This is a genomic window from Sphaerisporangium flaviroseum, from assembly GCF_039537005.1.
GTDB classification, from domain to species: Bacteria; Actinomycetota; Actinomycetes; order Streptosporangiales; family Streptosporangiaceae; genus Sphaerisporangium; species Sphaerisporangium flaviroseum.
Window position 1 is genome coordinate 188362 of the sequence record NZ_BAAAZR010000008.1, and the last position, 25153, is coordinate 213514.

Sequence of the window (25153 nt, forward strand, 5' to 3'; positions counted from 1 at the left end):
TCCTCGACAAAGACATGAGTGATCCTCGTGTCACCGGCACCCGGAAAGCAAGCTCCGGCAATGAAGAAGACGACCTCTCGCAAGAAGACGGTCATCTCGCCGGACGGGAGCCGGCAGGTGATGCCGGTAAACTAGCAGGAAGCTTTACTGATGAATGGTTGTGTCACACCGCGCATCGCGTTTGTGATAAACCCAACGGGGACCGACGACAAGAAAGCATGCGATGGAGCGACGTCCTGGCGTGCCCAGGTTGCTACGGGAGATCAACGACCGGGCCGCGCTGGAGCTCCTGCTCGCCTCCGGGCCGCTGACCAGGGGACAGATCGGCGACATGACCGGTCTTTCCAAGGTCACCGCGTCCCAGACGCTCTCCAGGCTCGAAGAGCGCGGCCTGGTCGAGGTGGTGGGGGAACAGGCGGGGAACCGGGGGCCCAATGCGGCCCTTTACGGGGTGATCGCATCGTCCGCGTATGTGGCCGGGCTCGATGTCGGACCGGAATCCATCACGACCGCGATCGCGGATATCAACGGCGAAATCGTGGCCGAGGTGACGGTTTCCACCAATGGCCACGGCGATCCGGTGGCGCTGGTGCACAACGCGGTGGTGAAGGCGTGCCGCTCGGGGAAGGTCGCGCTGTCGCGCCTCAAGGGCATCGTGATCGGCACGCCGGGCGTGGTCGACCCGCGCAGCGGCGACGTGCGCTTCTCCTTCGACCTGCCCGGGTGGCACGAGGGCAGCCACGAAGCCCTCGCCCACGACTTGCGACGGCCCGTCACCATAGAGAACGACGTGAACCTCGCCGCGATCGCCGAGCGTTCCGAGGGCGCTGCCAAGGGCATCGACGACTTCGTCCTGCTCTGGGTGGAGCGCGGGGTCGGCCTCGCCGTCGTGCTCGGAGGCAGGCTGCACCGCGGGCGCTCCGGCAGCGCGGGCGAGATCGGCTACCTTCCGGTGCCGGGGGTTCCCCTCGCCGCGGACGTCAAGGCGGTCCCCGGGCGCCTTCCTGCCTTGGCCGGTGGCCTGCAGTCCCTGATCAGCGCCGAAGCCGTGGCCGAGCTCGCCGAGCCCTACGGCTTCGCGGGCGGGTCCGCCGCCGACTCGGTGCGCGCGGCCATCGAGAGCGGGGAGGCGGGGTCGGCGTTCCTCGACGAGCTGGCCCACCGGCTGGCTCTCGGCGTCGCCTCGGTCTGCGTCGTCCTCGACCCCACGCTGGTCGTGCTCAACGGCGAGGTCGGCCGGGCGGGCGGCGGCGCCCTGACCCATCGGGTCGAGGAGGCCGTGGCCGCCATCTGCCCGATACGCCCCGAGGTCGTCGTCAGCGAGGTGAAAGGCCGCCCCGTCCTCCGCGGCGCCATCCTCGCCGCCCTCGACCAGGCCCGCGAAGAGATCTTCACCTCCTGACGGCCACTACCGACACAAACTCGCGCGAGGAGCTCTTCACCTCCTGGCCGCCACCACCGACACAAACTCGCGCGAGGAGCTCTTCACCTCCTCATCCCGACCACCCCGACCACCGTGTCCGGCACGTGCCCGTTCCTCGCCGCTGTTGGGTCTTTTGGCCGGCGCCGGTACGGCGAGGAGGGGAGCGGTGGGGGCGGCGCCGTTTACGGTGGGGCATTGGTCGTTCACGGGGGGGCACTGGTCGGGGGTGGGTTGATGATCAGGCCGTGAGGAGTTCTGCGGCGGCTTGGGCGTTGGCGCGGGCGGCGCCGTATGTCGCGATGTAGGCCGCCGCGGAAGGACGCCAGATCGGCAGGCCCATCTCGATGACGGTCGCGTCGGGGCGGGCGGCCAGCAGCGCGGAGACGATGTCCTGGCTCGCGCGGTGGCGGTGGGCGTCCTTGACCACGATCACCAGCGAGCGCCCCCGCGCGCGTTCCAGCAGCCCGGTGGTGTCGGCCGAGTCCGGCTTGATCCGGGCGATCTCGGCGTCCGGCAGCCACGGGGCGAATCCCCACGGCACGTCCCCGACGGCGATCGTGGGCGGGGTGTCCACCTCGATCACGAAGGGGTTCACCAGCGGGGTCGCCGTACCCGACAGGCTCACCGCCCGGCGGGCGGCGGTCAGGCCGATCACGTTGCCGTCCCTGGCCTCCTCGCGCGGCGAGCCGAACCAGCCACGCAGCCGGGCGACGCGCTCGCAGGCCTCCTCCAGACGGGCGAGCGGAAGCCGGCCGTCGCGGACCGCGGCCACGATCTCGGCCCTGACCTGGCCGATCTGCTCCCGCGTAGGCAGCGGCCCGAGACAGAGCAGGTCCGACCCGGCCGCCAGCGACAGCACGGCACCTCCGCCCAGCCCCACGCTCTCGGTGATGGCGTGCATGTCGAGAGCATCGGAGATCACCACGCCGTCGTAACCGAGCTCGCCCCTGAGCAGCTCGGTCAGCGCCGCGGCCGACAGCGTGGCGGGAGCCGTACCGGTCAGGAACGGGACCCGCACGTGCGCTGTCATGATCGACTTGGTGCCCGCCTCGATGGCGGCCCTGAAGGGGACGAGCTCGCGCTCCCACAGCACCTCGCGGGAGACGTCCACCAGGGGGATCTCCAGGTGGGAGTCCTGCCGGGTGGCGCCGTGCCCGGGGAAGTGCTTCACGCAGGCCGCCACACCGGCGTCCTGCAACCCCGCCACGGCCGCCACGGTGTGCCGTGCCACAAGGGCCGCGTCCGAGCCGAACGAACGGGTCCCGATGACGGGATTGTCGTCGGCGGTGTTGACGTCGGCGTCGGGGGCCATGTCCAGGTTGACGCCGCAGCGGGCGAGGTCGTCGCCGATCGAACGGTAGACCCGGCGGGTCAGCTCGACGTCGTCGACGGCACCGAGTGCCGCGTTGCCGGGGTACGGGCTGCCGACGTGGTACGCCAGCCGGGTGACGTCCCCGCCCTCCTCGTCCAGGCTGATGACGGGGTCACCGGCGTCGCGCAGTTGTGCGGTGAGCGCCGCCAGCTGTTCGGCTCCCGCGACGTTGAAGCCGAAGAGCGTGACCCCGCCCAGACCCTCTTCCAGCTCGCGCAGGATCCACTCGGGCGCGGTGGTGCCGGGGAAGGCCGCGAGCAGCGTGCCGGCCGCGAGACGGTGCAGCCCCCGGTCGCCTCCGCCCCCGGAGAACCCGTCCAGGGAGGAATCACCCACGGAGAACCCGTCCACGGAGGACCGGCCCACGGAGAACCCGTCCACGGAGGACTCGCCCACGGAGAACTCAGACATGGCTGTACTCGACTCCTTAGCTCAGAGTTTGGGAGGCTCTGATGGTCAGCCTTTCACGGCGCCGGCGACCAGGCCCGACACCATGCGTCGCTGCACCAGCAGGAAGAACACGATGACCGGGATGGTCATCAGGGTCGAGGCGGCCATGATCCCGCCCCAGTCCGTCGACCGCTGCCCGGTGAAGAACTGCAACGCCACGGGCATCGTGTACGAGCCCTGGTCGTTGATCAGCGTCAGCGCGAAGACGAACTCGTTCCACGCGGTGATGAACGAGAAGATGCTCGTCGCCACCAGGCCCGGCGCCACCAGGGGGAACAGGACCTTCCAGAACGTCTCGAACCGGCTGGCCCCGTCGATCGCCGCCGCCTCCTCCAGTTCCTTGGGCACGGCGGCCACGAAGGTCCGCAGCATCCAGATCGCGAACGGGAGCGTGAATCCCACGTTGACCACGATCAGGCCCAGGAGCTGGTCGTAGAGCCCGAGCCGCTTGACCATGAGGAACAGCGGGATCAGCAGTGCCTCGGCGGGCACCATCTGCACGATGAGCAGCAGGATCAGGAAGCTCGTACGGAACTTGAACCTGAAGCGCGCCACGGCGGTGGCGGCCAGGAGCGCGAAGATCGAGCCGATGAGCACGGTGCCCAGGGCGACGACCGCGCTGTTCATGAGGTACTGCCATACGGAGTGCCCGGCGACGCCCTTGGTCAGCACCCGGGAGACGTGGTCAAGGGTGGGCGCGAACGGGAAGGGGATGAACCGCGTCGTGAAGATCTCGTCGTTGGGCTTGAAGGCCGTGGCGACCATCCAGTAGACGGGGAAGACCGCGAACAGGAAGACCAGGACGCCGGCCGCGTTCAACCCGGACAGCTTCAGCCGCTTGGTGGTCCGCGGATTCATCACACGTCCTCCGTTCTCACGATTTGCCGGACATAGACGGCGGTGATCAGCAGCATGATCACCGTGAGGATGACGGCGATGGCGGCGCCGAAGCCCATCTTGGGCGGTGCGCTGAACGCCTCGGTGTACGCCCACAGCGACAGGTTGAACGCGTCCCTGTTGGTCGTGCCACCAGCGAGCACGTACAGCTGGGTGAAGACCTTGAAGTCCCAGATGACGGAGAGCACCAGCAGGACCGAGAACACCGGCTTCAGGAGCGGGAAGGTGATCCGCCTGAAGGTCATGAGGGGGGTCGACCCGTCGACCCTGGCCGCCTCGTACAGCTCGGACGGAATGCTCTTGAGCCCCGCCAGCACCGACACCGCGATGAACGGGAAGGACGCCCACACCACGGCGACGATCAGCACCAGGTAGATCGTCGTGGAATCGTTGAGCCAGGGCTGGCCCGACCAGTCCGACCGTCCGAGGACCATGCTGGACAACCAGTCCGGAAGCAGGTTGAGCGACCAGTTCACCACGCCGGCGTCGGGGTCGAAGAGCCACTTCCAGATGATGGCGGTGGCGGTGGGCGGGGTGGCCCAGGCGGCCATGATGCCGACGATGACGAAGGTGGACATCTTCTTGCCGAGCCTGTGGAGCAGCAGCCCGACCAGCGTGCCGGTGAGCAGCGTGAGCGCGACGGTGATCACGGCGAAGACCACGGTGTTGCGCAGTGAGGACCAGAACAGGTCGGACTGGAAGACCTGGGTGTAGTTGCCCAGCCCCAGGAACTCGGCCGGCTGGGGGTTGGGCCGGATCTGCCGCAGTCCCACCTTGTGGAAGGACATGTCGACCATCTGGTACAGCGGATAGAGCAGCAGGATCGCGATGACCAGGAGGCCGGGCAGCAGCATGGCGTAGGGGATGACCCAGGCCGGCATGCCGCTTGACCGGCGTGGAGGGCGGTGGGACCGGCGCCGCGCCGGGGCGGAGGACTTGCCTCCGCCCCGGGCGACCGTGGAGGTCTGCGCCATGGCTACTGCTGGTTCAAAATCGTCTCGAGTTCCTTGTTGGCGTCAGCGAGGGCGGTGTCGATGTTCTTCTTGCCCTCGATGACGGCGCGCGCGGCGTTCTGCAGCACGGCCTTGGTGTCGTTGGCCTCGGCCCAGTTCGGGTCGGCCGGGAAGCCCTTGGCCACCTTGAACGTCTCGGCGAACGGCGCCTGCACCGGGTCGCTGGCGAAGTCGGCCAGAGCGTCGGGGTAGAGGGGCAGCAGGCCGCCCTCCTTGGCGTACCGCGTGCCGAACTCCTTGCCCGCGGCGAGCTTGAGGTACTCCGCGGCCAGTTCGGGGTTCTTGGCGTCCTTCCAGATGGCGATGTCGTTGCCGCCCTGGAAGGCGGGCGCCGGGCCGCTGCCCTCCTTGTTGGGAAGCGAGAAGAAGGCCATCTGGTCGTCGCCGACCTTGCCCTTGCTCTGTTCCTTGATGGTGTCGATGTCCCAGCCACCCGTGACGTACATGCCGACCTTGCCGGCGGCGAAGCGCTGGCTGATGTCCACCGAGTTCTGGGCGAGGCGCGCCTTGCCGGACACGCCCTCCTTGGCCACCAGGTCGGTGTAGAACTGGAAGCCCTCCTTGAAGGCCGGGTCGGTCAGCTTGCCGATCCACTTGCCGCCCTCGAAGGCGGCGAAGTCGCCGCCGGCGGACCAGACGAACGGCGAGAGCGACATGTTGGCGTCGGAGCCGCCGTTGAAGGCGAAGCCGTCGACGTCCTTGCCCTTCTTCGCGACGATCTGCTTGGCCGCGGCCACCAGGTCGTCCCAGGTCTTGGGCGCCTCGATGCCGAGGCTCTTGAACCAGTCCTTGCGGTAGAGGACGGCCCGGGTGCCGCCGCCCCACGGCGCGGCATAGATCTTGTTGTCGATGGTCTCGTAGCCCCACAGGTTCTGCGGGATCTGCTGGAAGTCGGCGTTGGCCTTCACCACGTCGGTGATGTCGGCGAGGGCCTCCTGGGCGACCCAGGCGGCGACCTGGTCGTTGCCGAACTCGGTCACGTCCGGGCCCTCGCCGCCGGCGAGCGCGGCGGTCCACTTCTTCTGGGCGTCAGGCCAAGGGATCCACTGGACCGTGGCCTCGGCGCCCGTCTGCTCCTTGAACTTGGCGTTCAGGTCTTCCATGTACTTGGTCTGCACGTCGTTGGGGGCCCCGAGTCGCCAGACCGTCAGGGTCTGACCGGCGAACTTCGGGCCCGAGGCGGCGGCGGACGCCTGGGGTTCGGCCGGCTTGGTGGGCTCGCTGCTCCCGCAGGCGGCGACACCAAGGGCAAGAGCGGCGGTCGTGGCCGTCGCGGCAGCGATCTTTCCGATCTTCACGTTCGGGTTCTCCCTTCCCGGCTTTACGTCGGGCTCGCGCTCATCGAAAGGCGCACGTCAGGGGCGGTGCACCAGGCGAAAGGCGCCATCTTCGTGCTCTGCGCTGCGACATCCCGAGGCCTGATCACTTGCCTGCGGGGTGACTGCCGCTAAACTAACAAGAAACTTTCTTAAAAGAAACGCCCGTTAGCGGATCGTGACGAGAGGGCCAGACTCCATGCCCAGACGACGCCCAGGGACGCCCAGGCTCCTGCGTCAGCTCAACGACCGCGCCGCCCTGGAACTCCTGCTCTCCGAAGGACCGCTGACCCGGGCCGAACTCGGCCAGCACACAGGGCTGTCCAAGGTCACCTCAGGGCAGTTGCTGGCCCGCCTCGAAGAACGCGGGCTGGTGGCGATCTCGGGTGAGCGCCCTGGCGGCCGCGGGCCCAACGCCGCGCTGTACACGGTGGTCCCCTCCAGCGCCTACGTCGCGGGCCTGGAAGTGCTGCCGGACAGGGTGACCGCGGGCGTGGCCGACATCACCGGGAACATCATCGCCGAGGTGACCGTGGACCCCTGCCGGACCGGGGAGCCTGTGAAGACCGTGCACCGCGCGGTGCGGCAGGCCTGCGAGTCGGCCGACGTGAGCATGTCCCGGCTGAGCGCCCTGGTCATCGGCACCCGCGGCGTGGTCGATCCGCGGACCGGTGACGTCCGATTCTCCTTCGACCTGCCGTCCTGGCACGCGGGCGTGCTCGCCGACCTCCGCGCCACGCTGGGGTCCTCGGTGATGATCGAGAACGATGTGAACCTGGCCGCGCTGGCCGAGCACTCGTACGGGGCCGCGCGCGGGTTCGATGACTTCGTCCTGGTATGGGCGGGGGTTGGCCAGGGGCTGGGCGTCATGCTGGGCTCTCGCCTGCACCGGGGGTTCACCGGAGGAGCGGGGGAGATCGGATGGCTCCCGGTGCCGGGAGAACCGCTGCCCATCGACGTCGCAGAGCCGCAGTCCGGCTCCTTCCAGCGCCTGGTCGGCACCGCCGCCGTCATCGGCCTCGCCGCCGCCCACGGCATCCTCGGCTCGAACGGCTCCTCGCACGGGGCCGGCTCCGCGGCGGGGATCGTCCGTATGGCCGTCGCGGGCGGTCACGACCGGTTCCTGGACGAGCTGGCGCGGCGGCTGGCCATCGGGGTGGCAGCGGTGACGGTCGTGCTCGACCCCGGGCTGGTCGTACTGAGCGGGGACGTGGGCCGTGCCGGTGGACGGGCGCTGGCGAGCAGGGTGGAGGAGGCGGTGGCCCAGATCTGCCCGAGCCGGCCGCGGGTCGCCGTCACGCGGGTCGAGGGCAATCCGGTGCTGCGCGGGGCGGTGTTGGCGGCCCTGGACCAGGCGCGGGAGGAAGTCTTCTCCAACACGGTCGACGTCTGAGGAGACGCTTGGTCGTACGGCAAGGTCATCCGCCGTGCGACCCTTGGCTGCCGTCCTTGGCATGCCGTTTATGCCAGACTTGCTGCTCATGCACAATGTCGTCCTGATTTCTGACCCTCGCGTGACCTCGATCCCCGTGGAGGACAACGGGGAGCCGCTGGCCGACGTGAGGGGCGTCCTGGCGGTCGACGGCAGGCTGGCGGACCCGGGCGGCGCCTACGCGCACCTGCGTGAGAGCCTGCTCGCCCGGCTGGTGAAGGCGCAGCGGAAGCTCCCGTACGGCTACCGGCTGCTCGTGGTCGAGGGGTACCGGCCTCCGGCGCTGCAACGGCAGTACTTCGAGGGATACAAGGACGAGCTTCGGGGGGCGTTCCCGGAAATGTCGCCTGAAGAGCTGCATGTAGCGGCGAGTCGGTACGTTTCCCCTATCGAGGTCGCACCGCACACGGCGGGCGCGGCGGTGGACCTTACCCTCGCCACCGAGGCCGGCGTCGAACTCGACATGGGCACCCCGGTCAACGCCAACCCCGAGGAGAGCGACGGAGCCTGCTACACCGCCGCCCCGAACATCTCCGCCGACGCACGCGCGCACCGGAAGATCCTCGGCGCGGCTCTGGAGGCCGCCGGGCTGGTCAACTACCCGACCGAGTGGTGGCACTGGTCCTACGGCGACCGCTACTGGGCCATGACCACCAACACCAGAACCGCCATCTACGGCCCTCGCACACTCCCTTAGTGAGTGCCTGCACAGCCGTCGGGTCGTGATCGCGGGGGTTTGACGCCGGGGGTTGGACGCTGGGGGCGGGACGCCTGGGGTGGGACACACGGTTACTCACGTCCCAGGGGCCCCTGCGGGGAGCTTGGTCTGGTCGTCGATGCCGGCCGCGTTCAGGTTCGCGTCGGTCAGGTCCGCACCCCTCCCGGCAGCGGACGGCCCTGGAGGGGGCCGAGTTGGGTTACCTCCGGGGGCGTTGGGGCGCTTGGTGATGAGGTTCTCGGCGGTTGCATGGACGGCAGTCATATGGCCGTCTCACCCATGTGCGCCGCTGTAGCGGCGGCAGGATCGTGGTGCGATGGGACGGTGGATGGCGTTGGGTGATGGTGACTCGTAGAGGGTCCCTCCCGGCGCCCGTTTGATCGGGGAACCCGGTTGATTCCCACCCCGGCGGTGGACGGCCCTGGAGGGGCCGAGCTGGGTTATCCCGAGGGGCGTTCGGGTGGTTGGTGGAGGGGTTCTTGGCAGTTGTATGGTCTTTCGCACCCATGTGCGCCGCTGTAGCGGCGGCGGGATCGTGGTGCGGTGGGACGGTGGATGGCGTTGGTGGTGGTGACTCGTAGAGGTCCCTCCCGGCGCCCGTTTGATCGGGGAACCCGGTTGATTCCCACCCAGCCCTGGACCCCCCAAGAAGGGCCGAACCAAGGAACCTCGCATAGCCGCCCGGCCACCCACACTTTCTCGATCTTGCCTATAACACGCCGGCCCACTCGTTCGGGCGGTTCTTACCCCCAACCAGGCACGGTCTACGATCAACCGGGTTCCCGGACAACCAGGTTTCCCGATCAGCAGGGGCGCCGGGAGGGCCGTAATCCGCCGCCCCGACCCCGCTCGCCTGCGAGCCGACGAAGCCGGTCTATCAAGCCCCCTGACCGGGACCCGTTTACAAGCCTGTCAACGGCGAGCCCTGCGCCGGATCGATCTCCGTCACAAGACCAAGAGGGACCGATAATCTGCGGCGCATGCATCGAAGCCGCGTCTACGCCATTCTGATCGACACGCCCGAAGCCGAAGCCGCCAACGCGGCGGCTTTCTGGTCGGCCGCTCTCGGCGTCCGGACTGAGGCCCTCCCCTCGGAACCGCAGTTCACCACGCTGCACGAGGCCATTCCCGGGCTGGTCACCGCTATACAGGCGGTCGAGGACGTACCTCGCTACCACCTGGACATTGAGACGGACGACGTGGAGGCCGAGACCGCGCGCTTGATCGGCCTCGGTGCCACGCAGGTGTCGCAGTGGCAGGAGTGCCGCGTGCTGCGCGCGCCCGGCGGGCACCTGCTCTGCGTCCTCCCCGTGGAAAGCGACCCGGATGTCTTCGGAGTGCAAGCCAAAATCTGGCCCTGACCAACCTCCACAAACCGGAACCCACTGACGCCTGACCGGCTGATCAACTAACCAACCGCCCTCTGACCAGCGGTTCAGTGAAAGGTCAGGCGCGTAGGCGGAGGCCGCGAGGGGTCGGGTGGAAGCCGGCGGACTCCAGCGCGGCGGCGAGCGGGGAGTCGATGATGGACGTGCCGTCGGCCCTCTCCACGGTGAGCTTCCCGAGCGCTCCGTCGCGGACGGCCAGCGCCAGGGCGTCCACCGCGGGCCGCAGCCGGTCGTCGTCGGCGAAGGACAGCAGGGTTTTCCCGCCGCGCTCGACGTAGAGCACCAGCCGGCCGTCGACCAGCACCACCAGCGCACCTGCCTTGCGCCCGGGCTTATGGGTGATCTCCCCAGGGTGGGCCGGCCATGGCAGCGCCGCGCCGTACGGGTTGGCGGGGTCGGTCGCGGCGAGGACCACCGCACGTCGCTCGACCCGGGCGCCTTCCTGCGGGCGGGCGCCGCCGATCTCGGAGAACATGCTCGACCCGATGGCCCGCATGCGGTCGACGGCACCGGGAAGGGCGAACTGCGCGCCTCCCAGACCTTCGACGAAGTACCCCCGGCGGCACCGCCCGGACTCTTCGAATGCCCGCAGCACGGGATAGACGGTGGCGAAGCCTCCGGTGAGACGCTCCGCCGCCACCGCGCCCTTGGTCACGACGCCGTGCCGCTCCAGGAGGACCTCGGCCTGGGCATGAGCGCGCTGCGTCGCATCTGCGGAGGGCTCGGGCAGCAGCCACCAGCGGCCGCTGACGGTCGGCGGACCGGCCCGGGTCGGCAGCACGGCTCTGCGCCTGCGGGCCGATGACGCGCGGTGCGCCGGCCGTCCGGAACCCAGCGCCGCCCGTAGTGGTGCCAGCGTATCGCCGGACACCCGCCCCGCCCACACCAGATCCCAGAGCGCGCCGGCGAGCGCCGTGTCGTCGAGCGATGCGACCCGGCTTCCGAGATCGCGGAAGAACAGGGCGCCGCCGCCGCTCAGCGCCTCCAGCACCTTCTCGTGCAGCGGAGTCATCGTGATCTCGGCCGGCGGAGGCAGCAGCAGGGGGGCGGTGTCGGCGAAGAACAGTGACACCCAGCCGTCGCTTCCGGGCAGCGAACCCTGCCCGGCCCAGACGACTTCGCCCGAGGCGGTCAGCTCGTCGAGCAGGGCGGGCTCGTACCCGGGGACCCTGCTGGGCAGGACCAGCGTCTCCAGCGCGGACGCCGGCACGGCCGCGCCCTGCAGTTGCTCGATGGCGTGCACCAGAGCATCGATGCCCCGGGCGGACCTGCCCTCGGTGATGCCGTGCCACGCGGGGGCGAAGGCGCCGAGCACCTCCGGCGGGACCGGCTCGACCTCCTTACGGAGCCGGGCCAGCGATCTGCGCCGCAGGAGCCGCAGCACACCGGCGTCGCACCACTCCTCGCCCCAACCCCCGGGACGGAACTCACCGGACACCACCCCGCCCGACGACGCCAGCCGCCGCAGCGCGTCGATGACGACCGCGACGCCGAGACCGAACCGGACTGCCGCCGTGGACGCGGGGAAGGGGCCGCGCGTGCGCGCGTGCCGGGCGAGCAGGTCGCCGAGCGGATCGGTCACCGGCTCCAGGAAGACATGCGGCACGCCCATCGGGAGGGGCACGCCCAGCGCATCACGCAGTCGCGCGGAGTCCTCGATCGCCGCCCACTGCTCGACTCCGGCGACCCTCACGCGGATGGCCCGCCGGGCCGACTCCAGATCGGCCAGCCAGGCGGGATCACCCTCTCGTACGGTGACGTCCTCGGCCTGCAACGGGCCGTGGGTCCTCAGCAGGTCGGCGAGGTCCTCGGCGTCGCGCAGCGGCCGGCCCAGCCTGGCCAGCTCCCGCTCGGTGTCGGCCACCACGTCGGGGTCGAGCAACTCCCGAAGATCGGCCTCGCCCAGCAACTCGGCCAGCAGATGGGTGTCCAGGGCCAGCGCCTGGGCACGCCGCTCCGCCAGCGGCGCGTCCCCCTCGTACATGAAAGCGCCGACGTAGGCGAACAGCAGCGACGCGGCGAAGGGCGACGCCTGGTTCGTCTCCACCTCGACCACGCGCACGCGACGGGCGGCGATGTCGCGCATGAGCTGGACCAGCCCCGGCACGTCGAAAACGTCCTGGAGGCACTCGCGCATGGTCTCGAGGACCACGGGGAACGAGCCGTACTTGCTCGCGACCTTCAGCAGGTTGGCCGCGCGCTGGCGCTGCTGCCACAGGGGAGATCGCCTTCCGGGGTTACGCCGGGGGAGCAGGAGCGCGCGGCCGGCGCATTCGCGGAAGCGGGACGCGAACAGCGCCGACCCGCCCAGCTCCTCGGTGACGATCTGCTCGATGTCGTCGGCGTCGAAGATCGCCACATCGGTGGGCGCCCCTTCGAGCGTGTCGGGGATGCGCAGCACGATGCCGTCGTCGGAGTGCATCGTCTGCACGTCGAGGTCGTACCGCTCGCGCAGGCGGCGCCCGATGGCGAGCGCCCAGGGCGCGTGGACACGGGCGCCGTACGGTGTGTGGATGACGACGCGCCAGTCGCCGAGCTCGTCGTGGAAGCGCTCGACGACCAGGGTGCGGTCATCGGGGACGTACCCGGTGGCCTCACGCTGTTCGGAGAGGTAGGCGAGGAGGTTGCCGACGGCGAAGGCGTCGAGCCCGGCCTCGGAGAGGCGCTCGGTCTTCCCTTCCGACATCTCGCGCAGGAACGCGCCGAGTGCCCGGCCCAGCTCGGCAGGCCGGCCGAGCGCGTCGCCGTGCCAGAACGGCAGCTTGCCCGGCTGCCCAGAGGCGGGGGAGACCAGCACCCGGTCGGCGGTGATGTCCTCGATGCGCCATGAGGTGGCGCCCAGCACGAAGACGTCCCCGACCCGGGACTCGTAGACCATCTCCTCGTCGAGCTCGCCGACCCGCCTGCCGCCGCGCCCGGTATCGCCGCCTACCAGGAAGACGCCGAACATGCCCCGGTCGGGGATGGTGCCGGCGTTGGTGACCGCGAGGCGCTGGGCACCTGGACGCCCGGTGATACGGCCGGTCACGCGGTCCCACACGATGCGGGGCCTCAGCTCGGCGAACTCCTCGCTGGGATAACGCCCGGCCAGCATGTCGAGTGTGGCCTCAAGGGCGCTCCGCGGCAGTGTGGCGTAGGGAGCGGCCCGCCTGACCAAAGTCTCGAGCTCGTCGACCGTCCACTCGTCGAGCGCGCACATCGCCACGATCTGCTGGGCGAGCACGTCGAGAGGGTTGCGTGGATAGCGCATCTCCTCGATCTGGCCGCTCTTCATGCGCTCGGACACCACGGTGGTCTGGATCAGATCGCCACGATATTTGGGGAAGATCACGCCCTTGGAGACCGCGCCCACCTGGTGACCGGCCCGGCCGATGCGCTGCAGGCCGCTGGCGACGCTAGGCGGAGCCTCCACGCAGACCACGAGATCGACCGCGCCCATGTCGATGCCGAGCTCCAGGCTGGAGGTGGCGACCACGGCCGGCAGGCGCCCGGACTTCAGCGCCTCCTCGATCTGCGCTCGCTCCTCCTTGGAGACCGACCCGTGGTGTGCGCGGACGATTTCGGGCACCACGCCCTTGGTGGCACCGGCCTGTGCCATCAGCGCCGCCGGTGGCGACAGAGCGGGTGGTGAGCACTTCCCGAGTGAGAGGTCGTCTCCGGGAGAGGTCACCGGGCCGTCGGCCTGGCCCGCCATGCGCTCGAACGCGAGCTCGTTGAGCCGGGCGCACAGGCGCTCGGCGAGGCGCCGGGAGTTGGCGAAGATGATCGTCGATCGGTGGGACTCGATCAGGTCGAGCAGGTGCTCCTCGACGTGCGGCCAGATGGACCGCCGCGCCGGGGGCTGCATCGACCAGGAGGACTCGTCGTCGTCGGCCGGGGCGGTCTGCTGGGGAGCCACGTTGAGCTCGGTCATGTCCTCGATGGGGACGATCACGTCGACCTCGATGACCTTCTGGGAAGGCGGCTGCACGACCGTCGTCGGCCGGGCGCCGCCCAGGAAGGTCGCCACCTCGCTCACCGGCCGGACCGTGGCCGACAGGCCGATGCGCTGCGCCGGGCGGGCGAGCAGCGCGTCGAGCCGCTCGAGGGTCAGGGCCAGATGAACCCCTCGCTTGGTGGCGGCGACGGCGTGCACCTCGTCGATGATGACCGTCTCCACCCCGCGCAGCGCCTCACGCGCCTTGCTGGTGAGCAGCAGGTAAAGCGACTCGGGGGTGGTGATCAGGATGTCGGCCGGGTTGGCGGCGAAGCGGCGGCGGTCCTCGGCGGCGGTGTCTCCCGAACGGATGGCGACCGAGATCTCCGGCACGGGCAGGCCCATCCGGCGGGCGGTCTGCTTGAGGCCGGTCAGCGGGGCTCGCAGGTTGCGCTCGATGTCGACCGCCAGCGCCTTCAGCGGTGAGACATAGACGACGCGGCACTGGCGCGCCGGGTTCGCTTCCTGGAGCGATCGCTCGCGGGTCTTGGCCGCTCGCTGCCGGGGTGCCCCGGCTTCGGGTGACCCTCCGTCTCGCGGCCCGGTGGTCATGCGCTCGGCGGCGAGGCGGTCGAGCGACCACAGGAAGGCGGCCAGGGTCTTGCCGGACCCTGTCGGCGCGACCACCAACGTGTTGTCGCCGCGCGCGATCGACCTCCACGCCCCCTCCTGCGCCGTGGTGGGCGCGGCGAAGGAGTCGGCGAACCATTGCCTGGTCACCGAGGTGAAATGGTCGAACACTGATGCCGTCACCGCTTCATCATGCAACGCGCCACCGACAAAACGCGCCACCGCCCGTCGCCGGGCGTGCGTCTGAGGAAAAGAAGGTGTCGTCCAGGACGAGGCACTCCGACTTGACATCGGGCGCGTCTGGGCCGTCATCTGGACTATGGACATCGATTACGCGGCCATCGAGGCGACCCGGGAGCGGATCCGGGAACGGCATCTCCACGCGCAACGCCCCGAGAGCAGCGCGCGCGGCCTTCACCACTTCGCACTGATCTGCTCGGACGTCGAGCGAACCATCGACTTCTACCAGGGGGTCCTGGAGTTCCCGCTCACGGAGATCTTCGAGAACCGTGATTACAAGGGGTCGAACCACTTCTTCTTCGACATCGGCAACGGCAACCTGCTGGCGTTCTTCGATCTCCCCGGACTGGACCTGGGACCGTACCAGGAGGTGCTGGGCGGGCTGCATCACATCGCCATCTCCGTGGAACGAGGGAAATGGGAGAGGCTCCGGGGCAAGCTGGACGACGCGGGCGTGCAGTACCAGATCGAGAGCGACGCCTCCATCTACTTCCGTGATCCCGATGGTGCCCGCCTGGAGCTGCTCGCCGACCCTCTCGGGGAGATGTACGGCTCTCGCGTCCTGTGACCGCCGGCGTTCCTCGGCCGATCCGGCTCCGCGCGCCAGGTCCTTCTCCGGCCCGTGTCGTCTCGGGAGCGCCTGGATCTTGATCGTGGCCCGAACGAGGGCTCAGGTCCGTCCATGCGGCTTCCGGGACCATACTGGAAGAATGCGCTTGACCGACTTCTGGAACCGGATGAACCGCCACTTCGGTGAGAGGTACGCCACCTCCTGGGCGCATGACTACGTGATCGCCGAGCTCGGTGGTCGTACCGTGAAGCAGGCGCTCGACGACGGGGTGGCGGCCAAAGAGGTCTGGCGCGCCGTGTGCGGAGTGACCGACGTGGACCCCCGGCTGCGCTGATCGAGGGCGTCTTCCACGGACGGACGCCGGGTCCGTATGCCGATCATGACCTGGCCGGACACCTGATCACGAGACGGATATGCCTGTTCGTGTCCTGTGCCAGCGAAGGTTGAGCGTGTGCCAGCGAAATTTGAGTGACTGGGTCTATGCGTGAGTTCTGGTACCAGCTCAGCGACCGGTGGTATCGCCTGGATGAGGCGGATTCATGTTCAGCGAGCGCTGGTACCACTCCATCGAGGCTGCCTGGTCGTTGATCCGCTGGGCGTTCTTCCTCAAGAAGCCGGGGCTCGTCTCTGGCCGCTCCGCCGCCGGGTTAAGGCAGCCGCGGCGGTGAAGGCTAGGGCCGCACACCCGAGCTGGGCAAGGGCCGTGGAGGTGGGCACCGACGGCAGGTCCCCGAGGTCGCCCAGGGCCGCCGCGGGCAGGAACAGCAGTAGCGCCGCCCGCCGACCCACGGCCGATCGACACGCGTACCCGGCCGCCAGCGCGACCACGATCAGCCACGGCACCGGCTTCCAGGTCGTGATGACGTGGTCGGCGATCACGTCTACCCAGCGCGCGCGCACGATGGCCTCGCTGGCGATGAGCCCCACGAGGGCGAGCGGCCCCCACAGCAGGAAGGCGCCCCGGGGGATCAGCCCGACCGCGCGGTAGGCCACCGGCATGAAGGCGATGACCAGCGCCATCACCTCGGCCAGCAGGAGGGGGCCGTAGTTCGGGAGGAACAGCATGTCCAGATTCAGTTCAGGGCCCGGGTGGCCGGCCAGCGCGAACGCGACCACGGCGAGCACGGCGATCCACCGGCGGCCGAACAGCACGGCCAGCGCGGGCAGGGCCGCGACCAGGGCCGGCTCGGTCAGGAAACGGATCGAGCTCGGTTGCTCCAGGAAGGCCGCGCCGTGACGCAGGGATTCGGCGACCCGCAGCGACACGGTCGCCACCTCGGTGACCAGCATCAGGAACGGCCATAGCGCCACGGCGACGGCCAGCCCGTCGCGCCAGGCGCCTGCCGAGACCGCGCCGAAGGCCCGCCGGGTGTGCACCCGCGCCGCACCCCGCAGCAGGTCGGCCACGTCAGCCAGGTCTGGGCGGGTCTGTCCGGGCCGTGCCCCCGCCTGCAGCACTCCCATCATCTCCGCTTCGTGCCGCGCCCGGTGGTCGCGGGGATAGCAGGCCAGCAGCCGCCGGTAGCGGGCTTCGAGCGGGCTCATGCCATTCCTCCCGAGCCGATCGCGCGCAGGCGTGCGGTGGCCGCCTTGGCGTGCCTACGCATCCGCTCAGCCTCCGCCGCCAGTCTCGCCGCACCGTCGCCGGTCAGCCGGTAGTAGCGACGCACCCGGCCATCGACGATCTCCTCTCGGTCCTCGATGATCAGGCCCTCTTCCTGGAGTCGGTCGAAAGCGGCGTACAAGGTGCCGGCGCGCAGGCGAACCTGGCCGTCGGAGATGCGCTCCACATCAGTGATGACGCCGTACCCGTGTTGTGGACCGGCAGCTAGCGCGGTCAGGATCAGGAAGGTCGGCTCCTGCATCTGCCTCATGTGATCAATATATGCCGATCATCTACTTATAGGTGAGCGATCGTCACAATTGTTCAGAGGTCAAGACGGATCACATGACGACGTCCCCGCGAGAGGCATGGCCCATTCGAGGGCTCTCGTTGTGTTGAGCTGTGATCGAACAATCGTTCGGCTATATTGAAAGTTGCCGACGCCCCTGGGCCCGCTCCGGGAAAATGTCGGTGGCAGCCCGTAGCTTTCAGGCGACGGAAACGACTTCGACACACCCTCCAGGGGAGCACTCCATGGCAGCCAACGACCGCGAGAAGGCCCTTGAGACTGCTCTCGCTCAGATCGAGCGGCAGTTCGGCAAGGGCTCTGTCATGCGCCTCGGCGATGACGCGCGAGCCCCCATCGAGATCATTCCCACCGGGGCCATCGCCCTCGACGTCGCGCTCGGCATCGGTGGGTTCCCCCGTGGCCGCATCGTCGAGATCTACGGCCCCGAGTCCAGCGGTAAGACCACGGTGGCGCTCCACGCCGTCGCCAACGCCCAGCGCGGGGGCGGCATCGCCGCCTTCATCGACGCCGAGCACGCCCTCGACCCCGATTACGCCCAGAAGCTCGGCGTCGACACCGACGCCCTGCTGGTCTCCCAGCCCGACACCGGTGAGCAGGCGCTGGAGATCGCCGACATGCTGATCCGTTCGGGCGCGATCGACCTCGTGGTCATCGACTCGGTCGCGGCTCTGGTGCCCAAGGCCGAAATCGAAGGCGAGATGGGCGACAGCCACGTCGGTCTGCAGGCCCGTCTGATGTCGCAGGCCCTCCGCAAGGTGGCCGGCGCCCTCAGCAACACCGGCACGACAGCCATCTTCATCAACCAGTTGCGCGAGAAGATCGGCGTCATGTTCGGATCGCCTGAGACCACGACGGGTGGCAAGGCGCTGAAGTTCTACGCTTCGGTGCGCCTTGACGTGCGGCGCATCGAGACGCTCAAGGACGGCACCGAGCCGGTCGGCAACCGCACCCGCGTCAAGGTCGTGAAGAACAAGATGGCCCCGCCCTTCCGCGTGGCCGACTTCGACATCCTCTACGGCTTCGGCATCTCCCGCGAGGGTGGCCTGATCGACATGGGCGTCGAGCACGGCTTCGTCCGCAAGGCCGGCGCTTGGTACACCTATGAGGGCGACCAGCTCGGGCAGGGCAAGGAGAACGCCCGTAACTTCCTGAAGAACAACCCCGACATCGCCAACGAGATCGAGAAGAAGATCAAGGAGAAGCTCGGTGTCGGGCCTCGCCTCGACACCCCCGCCGAGGCTTCGGCCCCTCCGGTGGCGGCTCCGGTTCCCGCGGCCGCCGGTCGTGGCAGCAAGGCTCCCAAGCCGGGTGACGTCTGATCTGAGCTGATCTCACATGCCTGCGAGCGACGACACCCCTGGCCGGCTTCGGCCAGGGGACTGGGGAGCCTGGGTCGAGGAGACCCCCGAGGGTGATCGACCCGCCGGCTCCAGGCCCGGCGGCCGCCGCAGCGGCCGCAACCGCACCGGAACCTCCGAACACCCACCTGAAACAGCCCAGCATGAGCAGGAGCCTCAGTACGGTTCTGGGGCCGTGCCTGGTGAGGAGTCGCGTCAGTACGGTTCTGGGGAAGGGTCTCGGCGTAGGTCGGGTGGGAGATCGGGAGGGCGCGGAGGTTACGGGGGCAGGCGGGGTGCCTCGTCACGGCGATCCGACGGACCGGTTGCCGGTTCCCCGTTCGACGGGCCTGTTCCCGGTTCCCCAGCCGACGGGCCGGTTGCTGGTTCCCCGTTCGACGGGCCGGTTGCCGGATCCATGGCCGCTCAGGGGCCTCCGGCCGATCCGGAAGCGGTGGCCAGGTCTGTCTGCCTGCGGTTGCTGACTCTCGCCCCGCGCACCAGAGCCCAGCTCGCCGAAGCGCTGCGCCGGAGGAACATCCCCGACGACGCGGCGGAGTCGGTGCTGGCGCGCTTCTCCCATGTGGGGCTCATCGATGACGAGGCGTTCGCCCAGGCATGGGTCAGCTCCCGTCACGCCGGCCGGGGTCTGGCCAGGCGGGCGCTGGCAGCCGAGCTGCGCACACGGGGTGTCGACGAGGACACCGTTCGCGACGCGGTCGATCAGCTCGACCCCGATCAGGAGCTGGAGACCGCCCGGCGGCTGGTGGCCCGCAAGCTTCCGGGCACCCGCGGTCTCGAACCGCCCGCCCGGGTCAGGCGCCTGGCAGGCATGCTCGCCCGTAAGGGTTACTCCGGCAGCCTTGCCTACCGCGTCGTCCGAGAGGCCCTCGAAAGCGAGGGCGAGTCGACCGACGACATCCCTGACGGCCTGGAATAGATCCCACACATTCCTGACGCTCGCATGCTGATCGTCGCGGTTGCTGGTGATCTGGAAGAGGGTCCGCGATATCTGCCGCCACATGGACTCCTGGCCTTGGGATGGCTCCTGTCTTTGTATGGGCTGGTGGTCTTGGGGTGGGCTCCTGATCTTGGGTTGGGCTGCTGGCTTAGGGGTGGGCTCGTGGTTTGGGATGGGCTGGTGGGCGTTGGTGGGTTCGTTCGGGGTGACGTTATACAGGCCACCGGTGGACGACGTGGCGGATGGACTCCTGGTCTTGGCCGGGGTGGTCAGAGGGTGCGGAGGGTGGGGAGGAGTTCTTTTTCGGACCAGGCGAGGAACTCGCGTTGGCGGTCCGCGCCGACCTGTACCAGGGCCACGTGCGTGAACCCGGCGTCGGTGAACTGCTTGACCGCCTGGACCACCGCGTCCACGTCGGCGCCGCAGGGCACGTGCTCCGTCACGTCCTCGGGGCGGACGAACTGCGAGTAAGCCGCGAAGTTCACCGGGCCGGGTAGCTCGGCCAGTACTTTCCACCCGGCGGGGAACCACTTCCACAGGCGGTGGGCCCGTTCCTTGGCGGCCTCGGCGTCGGTGTCGTACGAGACCACGAGCTGGCCGTAGATCGGCTTGCCCGCACCCCCGGACGCGCGGAAGCGCTCCACCAGCTCCGGGTCGGGTTCGGTGGTGATCAACGCGTCTCCGTACTCCGCCGCGAGGTCCACCGACTGAGGCCCGGAAGCGGCGATGCCGACCGGCACGGGCTCATCCGGGAGGTCGTAGAGCTTCGCCGAATCGATGGTGAAATGGTCGCCTCGGTAGCTGATGTACTCCCCGCCGAACAGCGCCTGAATGATCTCGATGGCTTCGCCGAACATCTCGTGGCGGATGTTCACCGGCGGCCACCCCTGACCGACCACGTGCTCGTTGAGGTGCTCACCGGCGCCGAGGCCGAGCGTGAAGCGCCCGTCCGACAGCGCGCCCATGGTCGCCGCCTTCTGCGCCACCACCGCCGGGTGGTAACGCATGATCGGGCAGGTCACGTACGTCATGAGCGGGATGCGCTCGGTGGCCTGCGCGACGGCGCCCAGCACCGACCATGCGTACGGCGAGTGCCCCATCTCCTCCAGCCACGGGAAGTAGTGGTCGGAGATGGTCTCGTAGTCGAATCCCGCGCGTTCGGCGCTCACGGCGTCCTCGACCAGTTGCTTGGGCGGGGTCTGCTCGCACATTAGCGTGTAACCGATCTGAGCCATGGCGGCCACATACCCGCCCTGCCCTGAAATCGTGCGGCCCGCAGCTGAAGATCTTCGCAATCGGGTGGAGGGTCAGCCGCCGGCCCGCAGCAGCACGCCGCTACAACTTAAGATCATTTTTCACCGTTTAGGCTGCAAAACGGGATCAATCGGGCAGAGAGTGCCTCGCGGGAAGTGCGAACAGGCTCCCGTGAGAGGGCAAAAGTGGCTTGACGGGCGGTCTTTGCTTGCTCGTTACCTCTCTGACGCTTAATCTCGACCACAGTGAGGAGTTACTCCGCGCAGTGCGGATTGCCATAACGGTAAACGACGGACGATCAAGACCGATCACACCCAGCGGCCAGATGCCTCCGCATCCGAACGCTGGATATATTCGTCTGACCACAATCGCCCGGTCGGACCGGTCCGTGCTGTGCGTGTAACACCTTGCGTGCTGATGCTCGCGACGCGAGGAGGGGTGGGCGCGCATGGATTCGACAGTCGTGATCATGCTGGCGGTGGCCGTTGTCTTGCTGGCACTTATCGCGATTGTCGCGCTTGTTGTGCTGATACGCCGGACGGGTGGCGACCGGTCGGCCAAGCGGGGCCCGACGCCTGAGGAGCTGGCCGACATCCAGGCCGAGCTGGAGCAGGCACGCCGCGAGGGTGTGGAGATCCGGGTCAAGGCCGAGTCCGACGCGGGCGAGGTGCTCCGCAGAGCCGAGCTGGCCGCCGAGACCTCGTTACGGATGCGCAATGAGGTCGAGGAGGAGGCCCGCTCCCTCAAGAACGAGCTCAAAGAGCTCAGGTCCGACCTGGAGCGCAGGGAGAACCGCCTGGCCGAGCGGGAGCAGCGGCTCGACGAGGAGGCCCGCAGGCAGGCCGACCAAGGCAGGAAGCTCGCCGAGACGGAGACCGAGCTCGCCGACCGGCGCGCGGAGCTCGACCAGGTCGAGGAGAAGCGCCGGGCGGTCCTGGAACGGGTCGCCGGGCTCACCGCCGATCAGGCGAAGTCCGAGCTCGTGATGACCATCGAGAACCAGGCCAAGCGCGAGGCCGCGCTGATCGTCAGGGAGATCGAGGGCGAGGCCCGCAAGGAGGGCGAGAAGCGCGCCTGCAAGATCGTCACGCTGGCCGTCCAGCGGGTGGCGACCGAGCAGACCGCCGAGTCCGTGGTCAGCGTGCTCCACCTGCCCGGCGACGAGATGAAGGGCCGCATCATCGGCCGTGAGGGCCGCAACATCAGGGCCTTCGAGTCGACCACGGGTGTCAACCTGATCATCGACGACACCCCCGAGGCCGTGCTGCTGTCCTGCTTCGACCCGGTGCGGCGCGAGACGGCCAGGCTGACCCTGGAGAAGCTCGTCCTCGACGGCCGCATCCACCCCCAGCGCATCGAAGAGGCGTACGAGCGCAGCAAGGACGAGGTCAAGGACCTGTGCGTGCGGGCCGGTGAGGACGCTCTGGTCGAGCTGGGCATCACCGACATGCACCCGGAGCTCATCACGCTGCTGGGCCAGCTCCGCTATCGCACCTCGTACGGGCAGAACGTGCTCAAGCACCTCATCGAGTCGGCGCACATCGCGGGCATCATGGCCTCCGAGCTCCGTCTGGATCCCATGCTGCTCAAGCGGTGCACGGTGCTCCACGACATCGGCAAGGCGCTCACCCACGAGGTCGAGGGCAGTCACGCCCTGATCGGCGCCGAGATCGCCCGGCGGTACGGCGAGCACGAGGACGTGGTGCACGCCATCGAGGCGCACCACAACGAGGTCGAGGTCCGTACGGTCGAGGCCGTGCTGACGCAGGCCGCCGACGCCATCAGCGGCAGCCGTCCCGGCGCGCGCAGGGAGTCGCTGGAGGCCTACGTCAAGCGGCTGGAGCGGCTGGAGGAGATCGCACAGTCCTACGACGGGGTGGAGAAGGTCTTCGCCATGCAGGCCGGGCGCGAGATCCGGGTCATGGTCCGGCCGGAGGCGATCGACGACATCCAGGCCCAAGTGATCGCGCGGGACGTCGCCAAGCAGGTGGAGGAGGAGCTGACCTACCCCGGCCAGATCCGCATCACCGTGGTCCGCGAGTCCAGGGCGACCGAATTCGCCCGCTGAGACCCCCGCCGGGAACGGGAACACCTCGTGCCCGGCCCCCTCGCGCTCGCCGAGGCCGCCCGGCCGCGTTCGCCCGCTGAGACTCGGCGGTCTCCTCGACCGTCCCGGACCGGGCACCGGCGATCCGCCTCCCCCGCCGGAACGGGAACACCCGTGCCCGGCCCCCTCGCGCCTGACGAGGCCGCCAGGCTGGTGCGCGCCGGGTTCGTCCTGGGGGAGCGGAGGGTCAGGTGCGGAAAAGCTGCTGGTAGAAGGCGAGTTCGGCGGCGAGGGCGGCGATTTTGGTCTCGGCCTTGCGAAAGCCGTGGGACTCGTCCTCGAAGGCGAGATAAGTGCAGGGCACGCCCCGCTCGGTGAGGGCCGCCACGAACGCCTCGGACTGCGCCGGTGGCACGACCGGATCGTCCTGCCCCTGCATCAGCAGCATCGGGCAGTCGATCTGGCCGCACCTGGCAAGCGGCTCCCGCGAGGCGTACAGGAGCGGGTCCTCCGGCCCCACGAGCCACTCGACGTACCGCGACTCGAAGTCGTGCGTGGAGGCGGCGAGCGGCGCAAGCGCGCTGACCCCGGCGATGGAGACGCCTCCGCAGAACAGCCCGGAGGCGCAGCAGGCGGCCATGGTGGTCCACCCACCGGCGCTGCCGCCCCGGATCGCGATGCGCTCGGGGTCGGCCAGCCCGTCGGAGAGCAGCCACTCGGCGGCGGCGATCGTGTCCTCCACGTCCACGACGCCCCAACGGCCCCTCAGGTGATCACGGTAGACGCGGCCGTATCCGGTGGAACCCCCGTAGTTCACGTCGATGATGCCGATCCCGCGGCTGGTGAAGAAGGCCTTCCGCAGATCGAGCTCGGTGGTGCTGTGGGAGGTCGGCCCTCCGTGCACGAACACGACGTACGGCGGGGCGGCGTCGCCGGTCTGGACGGCCGGGTTGGCGGGCGGGTAGACGTAGGCGTGCACGCGGCGCCCGAACCGGCTCTGGATCTCCACAGATCGCGGCACGGGAAGGTAGGCGATGTCGGGCAGCTCGCCGATGTCGCGCCGCAGGCCTTCCACCCGCCCGGTGACGGTGTCCATCCGCACCACCGAGCGGGGGATCGCCGCGCCGTAGGCGATGCCGCACAGGGTGGACCCGTCGGCACTCAGGCAGGGGACCCAGCCGTCGTAGGGCAGGTCGGGCTCGGTGAGGACGCCGGTCCGCGGATCGAGGATCGCCAGCCGCATGTCCCCCCGCCCGTGCAGCACCGCGAGCCGCCCGTCGCCGAGGCTGGTGTACGGAGCGCCGCCCAGCTCGGCCAGCGGCCAGGCGAACTCCTCCTCGGCCGGGCAGAGCGGCTGAGTGGACGTGTCGTGGATGCCGGCCTGCTCGAGGTTCCACCAGCCCGACCTGTCGGAGATCAGGTAGAGGGTGAGGTCGTCCTTCCACTGGGGAGCGAGCACCGACTCCGTGGCACCCCCCGTGACACGCCATGAGCCGCCGTCGGCGATGCTCGTGACGCGGAGCTCGGTGCCGACCCAGGGCATCCGCGGATGGTCCCAGCAGATGTACGCCAGGTGCTCGCCGTCGGGGGAGATCGTGGGGAAGGCGTAGAAGTCGCTGCCGGCCACCCGTTGCCTGGGCTCGCCCTCGCCGCACAGCGGGATGGACACGATCGACCGGATGACCTTGCCGTGTTCGGCGTGGTGCTCCTGGACGCACCACACCTCGTCCCCGTGGATGGTCAGGTCGGCGTAGCGCAGGCCGGACGGGGTCTCGGGCTCGGGCGTGATGACCCGGGGCGCGACGCCGCCGACCCGGCCGTTGCCGGAGTCGCCCGCGGCGCCACGACCGGCGGCGGCCCCGGAACCACCGGAAGCACCTCCCTGAGCGCCGCCGGAAGAATCCGCGGGCACCACGTAGAGTCGCTGGTCGGAGTGGTTGGCGAAGACGACGCCGACCCCAGGCGCGACGGCGTACGAGCGGCCGCCGTACTCATGGACCCGGGTGCGGGCGTCCCAAGGCGCGGACAGCAGCTCCCGGCGCGTGCCGTCGGCGGCGCGGTGGACGATGGTGCGCCGCCCGCCCTCGGCGGGACGGTCCTCCTCCCACCAGACGTCCTCGTCATGAACCGCCGGGTACGAGAGCCGCAGCCCGGCACGGACGACATCTGAGGTGGAGATCGGCGAGGGCCAGGCACCAAACGGCAAGGCCGGGTGCCCGGACGTGCGCTCGGGGGGCATAGCCGCATCCTGCCGGAAAACCCCCTGGCGTGTGGT

18 protein-coding genes are annotated in these 25153 nt (G+C 69.4%); 9 read left to right on the forward strand and 9 right to left on the reverse strand.

The window, feature by feature from the left end; genetic code table 11:
* Positions 1 to 223 precede the first annotated feature (223 nt).
* Positions 224 to 1402: an ROK family transcriptional regulator gene (locus ABD810_RS17245; protein ID WP_344940508.1), complete on the forward strand. Its 1179-nt coding sequence runs from the start codon at positions 224 to 226 to the stop codon at positions 1400 to 1402.
* 259 nt (positions 1403 to 1661) lie between these two features.
* Here ABD810_RS17245 and ABD810_RS17250 read toward each other — a convergent pair whose 3' ends face one another.
* Genes ABD810_RS17250 through ABD810_RS17265 form a run of 4 tightly spaced genes read right to left on the reverse strand, consistent with a single transcriptional unit; the run spans position 1662 to position 6453 of the window.
* Positions 1662 to 3206, reverse strand: a complete 1545-nt coding sequence (locus ABD810_RS17250) for a glycoside hydrolase family 3 protein (protein WP_344940511.1) — start codon at positions 3204 to 3206, stop codon at positions 1662 to 1664.
* Between the two features lie 45 nt (positions 3207 to 3251).
* On the reverse strand, positions 3252 to 4103 hold the full coding sequence (locus ABD810_RS17255; RefSeq protein ID WP_344940514.1) for a carbohydrate ABC transporter permease: 852 nt from the start codon (positions 4101 to 4103) through the stop codon (positions 3252 to 3254).
* Positions 4103 to 5116: a carbohydrate ABC transporter permease gene (locus ABD810_RS17260; RefSeq protein WP_344940516.1), complete on the reverse strand. Its 1014-nt coding sequence runs from the start codon at positions 5114 to 5116 to the stop codon at positions 4103 to 4105. Before ABD810_RS17260 ends, ABD810_RS17255 begins: the two co-directional genes overlap by 1 nt.
* A 2-nt stretch (positions 5117 to 5118) precedes the next feature.
* Positions 5119 to 6453 carry an extracellular solute-binding protein gene (locus ABD810_RS17265; RefSeq protein ID WP_344940519.1) on the reverse strand — a complete coding sequence of 445 codons (1335 nt, stop codon included), beginning with the start codon at positions 6451 to 6453 and terminating at the stop codon, positions 5119 to 5121.
* A gap of 217 nt (positions 6454 to 6670) precedes the next feature.
* Here ABD810_RS17265 and ABD810_RS17270 point away from each other — a divergent pair, with 217 nt between their 5' ends.
* The 3 genes from ABD810_RS17270 (at position 6671) to ABD810_RS17280 (ending at position 9982) form a co-directional block, all read left to right on the forward strand.
* Positions 6671 to 7864, forward strand: coding sequence for an ROK family transcriptional regulator (locus ABD810_RS17270; protein ID WP_344940522.1), 1194 nt, complete (start codon positions 6671 to 6673; stop codon positions 7862 to 7864).
* A gap of 121 nt (positions 7865 to 7985) precedes the next feature.
* Positions 7986 to 8600 carry a M15 family metallopeptidase gene (locus ABD810_RS17275; RefSeq protein WP_344940525.1) on the forward strand — a complete coding sequence of 205 codons (615 nt, stop codon included), beginning with the start codon at positions 7986 to 7988 and terminating at the stop codon, positions 8598 to 8600.
* 1001 nt (positions 8601 to 9601) lie between these two features.
* Positions 9602 to 9982: a VOC family protein gene (locus ABD810_RS17280; RefSeq protein ID WP_344940528.1), complete on the forward strand. Its 381-nt coding sequence runs from the start codon at positions 9602 to 9604 to the stop codon at positions 9980 to 9982.
* A gap of 85 nt (positions 9983 to 10067) precedes the next feature.
* On the opposite strand, the gene ABD810_RS17285 is transcribed toward ABD810_RS17280, so the two are convergent.
* The gene (locus ABD810_RS17285; protein WP_344940531.1) at positions 10068 to 14738 is read right to left on the reverse strand and encodes an ATP-dependent helicase; all 4671 of its coding nucleotides are present in this window, start codon (positions 14736 to 14738) and stop codon (positions 10068 to 10070) included.
* 136 nt (positions 14739 to 14874) lie between these two features.
* Here ABD810_RS17285 and ABD810_RS17290 point away from each other — a divergent pair, with 136 nt between their 5' ends.
* Positions 14875 to 15363, forward strand: a complete 489-nt coding sequence (locus ABD810_RS17290) for a VOC family protein (protein ID WP_344940533.1) — start codon at positions 14875 to 14877, stop codon at positions 15361 to 15363.
* A gap of 142 nt (positions 15364 to 15505) precedes the next feature.
* Positions 15506 to 15700, forward strand: coding sequence for a DUF3046 domain-containing protein (locus ABD810_RS17295; RefSeq protein WP_344940536.1), 195 nt, complete (start codon positions 15506 to 15508; stop codon positions 15698 to 15700).
* A gap of 272 nt (positions 15701 to 15972) precedes the next feature.
* Here the strand turns inward: ABD810_RS17295 and ABD810_RS17300 are convergent, their stop codons facing one another.
* On the reverse strand, positions 15973 to 16911 hold the full coding sequence (locus tag ABD810_RS17300) for a hypothetical protein (RefSeq protein ID WP_344940539.1): 939 nt from the start codon (positions 16909 to 16911) through the stop codon (positions 15973 to 15975).
* Positions 16908 to 17240 carry a PadR family transcriptional regulator gene (locus ABD810_RS17305; protein WP_344940542.1) on the reverse strand — a complete coding sequence of 111 codons (333 nt, stop codon included), beginning with the start codon at positions 17238 to 17240 and terminating at the stop codon, positions 16908 to 16910. The genes ABD810_RS17300 and ABD810_RS17305 overlap by 4 nt, the downstream gene beginning before the upstream one ends.
* Positions 17241 to 17503: 263 nt before the next feature.
* Between ABD810_RS17305 and recA the strand changes: the two genes are divergently transcribed.
* Both recA and recX read left to right on the forward strand, forming a co-directional pair.
* Positions 17504 to 18598 carry a recombinase RecA gene (recA, locus tag ABD810_RS17310; RefSeq protein ID WP_344940545.1) on the forward strand — a complete coding sequence of 365 codons (1095 nt, stop codon included), beginning with the start codon at positions 17504 to 17506 and terminating at the stop codon, positions 18596 to 18598.
* A 16-nt stretch (positions 18599 to 18614) separates the two neighbouring features.
* A complete protein-coding gene (gene recX, locus ABD810_RS17315) occupies positions 18615 to 19556 on the forward strand; it encodes a recombination regulator RecX (RefSeq protein ID WP_344940548.1) in 942 nt (313 codons plus the stop codon).
* 290 nt (positions 19557 to 19846) lie between these two features.
* Here the strand turns inward: recX and ABD810_RS17320 are convergent, their stop codons facing one another.
* Positions 19847 to 20812, reverse strand: a complete 966-nt coding sequence (locus ABD810_RS17320) for an LLM class F420-dependent oxidoreductase (RefSeq protein ID WP_344940551.1) — start codon at positions 20810 to 20812, stop codon at positions 19847 to 19849.
* Between the two features lie 467 nt (positions 20813 to 21279).
* Here ABD810_RS17320 and rny point away from each other — a divergent pair, with 467 nt between their 5' ends.
* Entirely contained in the window at positions 21280 to 22899 is a 1620-nt protein-coding gene (rny, locus tag ABD810_RS17325; RefSeq protein WP_344940553.1) for a ribonuclease Y, read from the forward strand.
* Positions 22900 to 23125: 226 nt separating this feature from the next.
* On the opposite strand, the gene ABD810_RS17330 is transcribed toward rny, so the two are convergent.
* Positions 23126 to 25117 (reverse strand): S9 family peptidase, encoded by a 1992-nt coding sequence (locus ABD810_RS17330; RefSeq protein WP_344940555.1) that lies wholly within the window; start codon positions 25115 to 25117, stop codon positions 23126 to 23128.
* Positions 25118 to 25153: the final 36 nt, after the last annotated feature.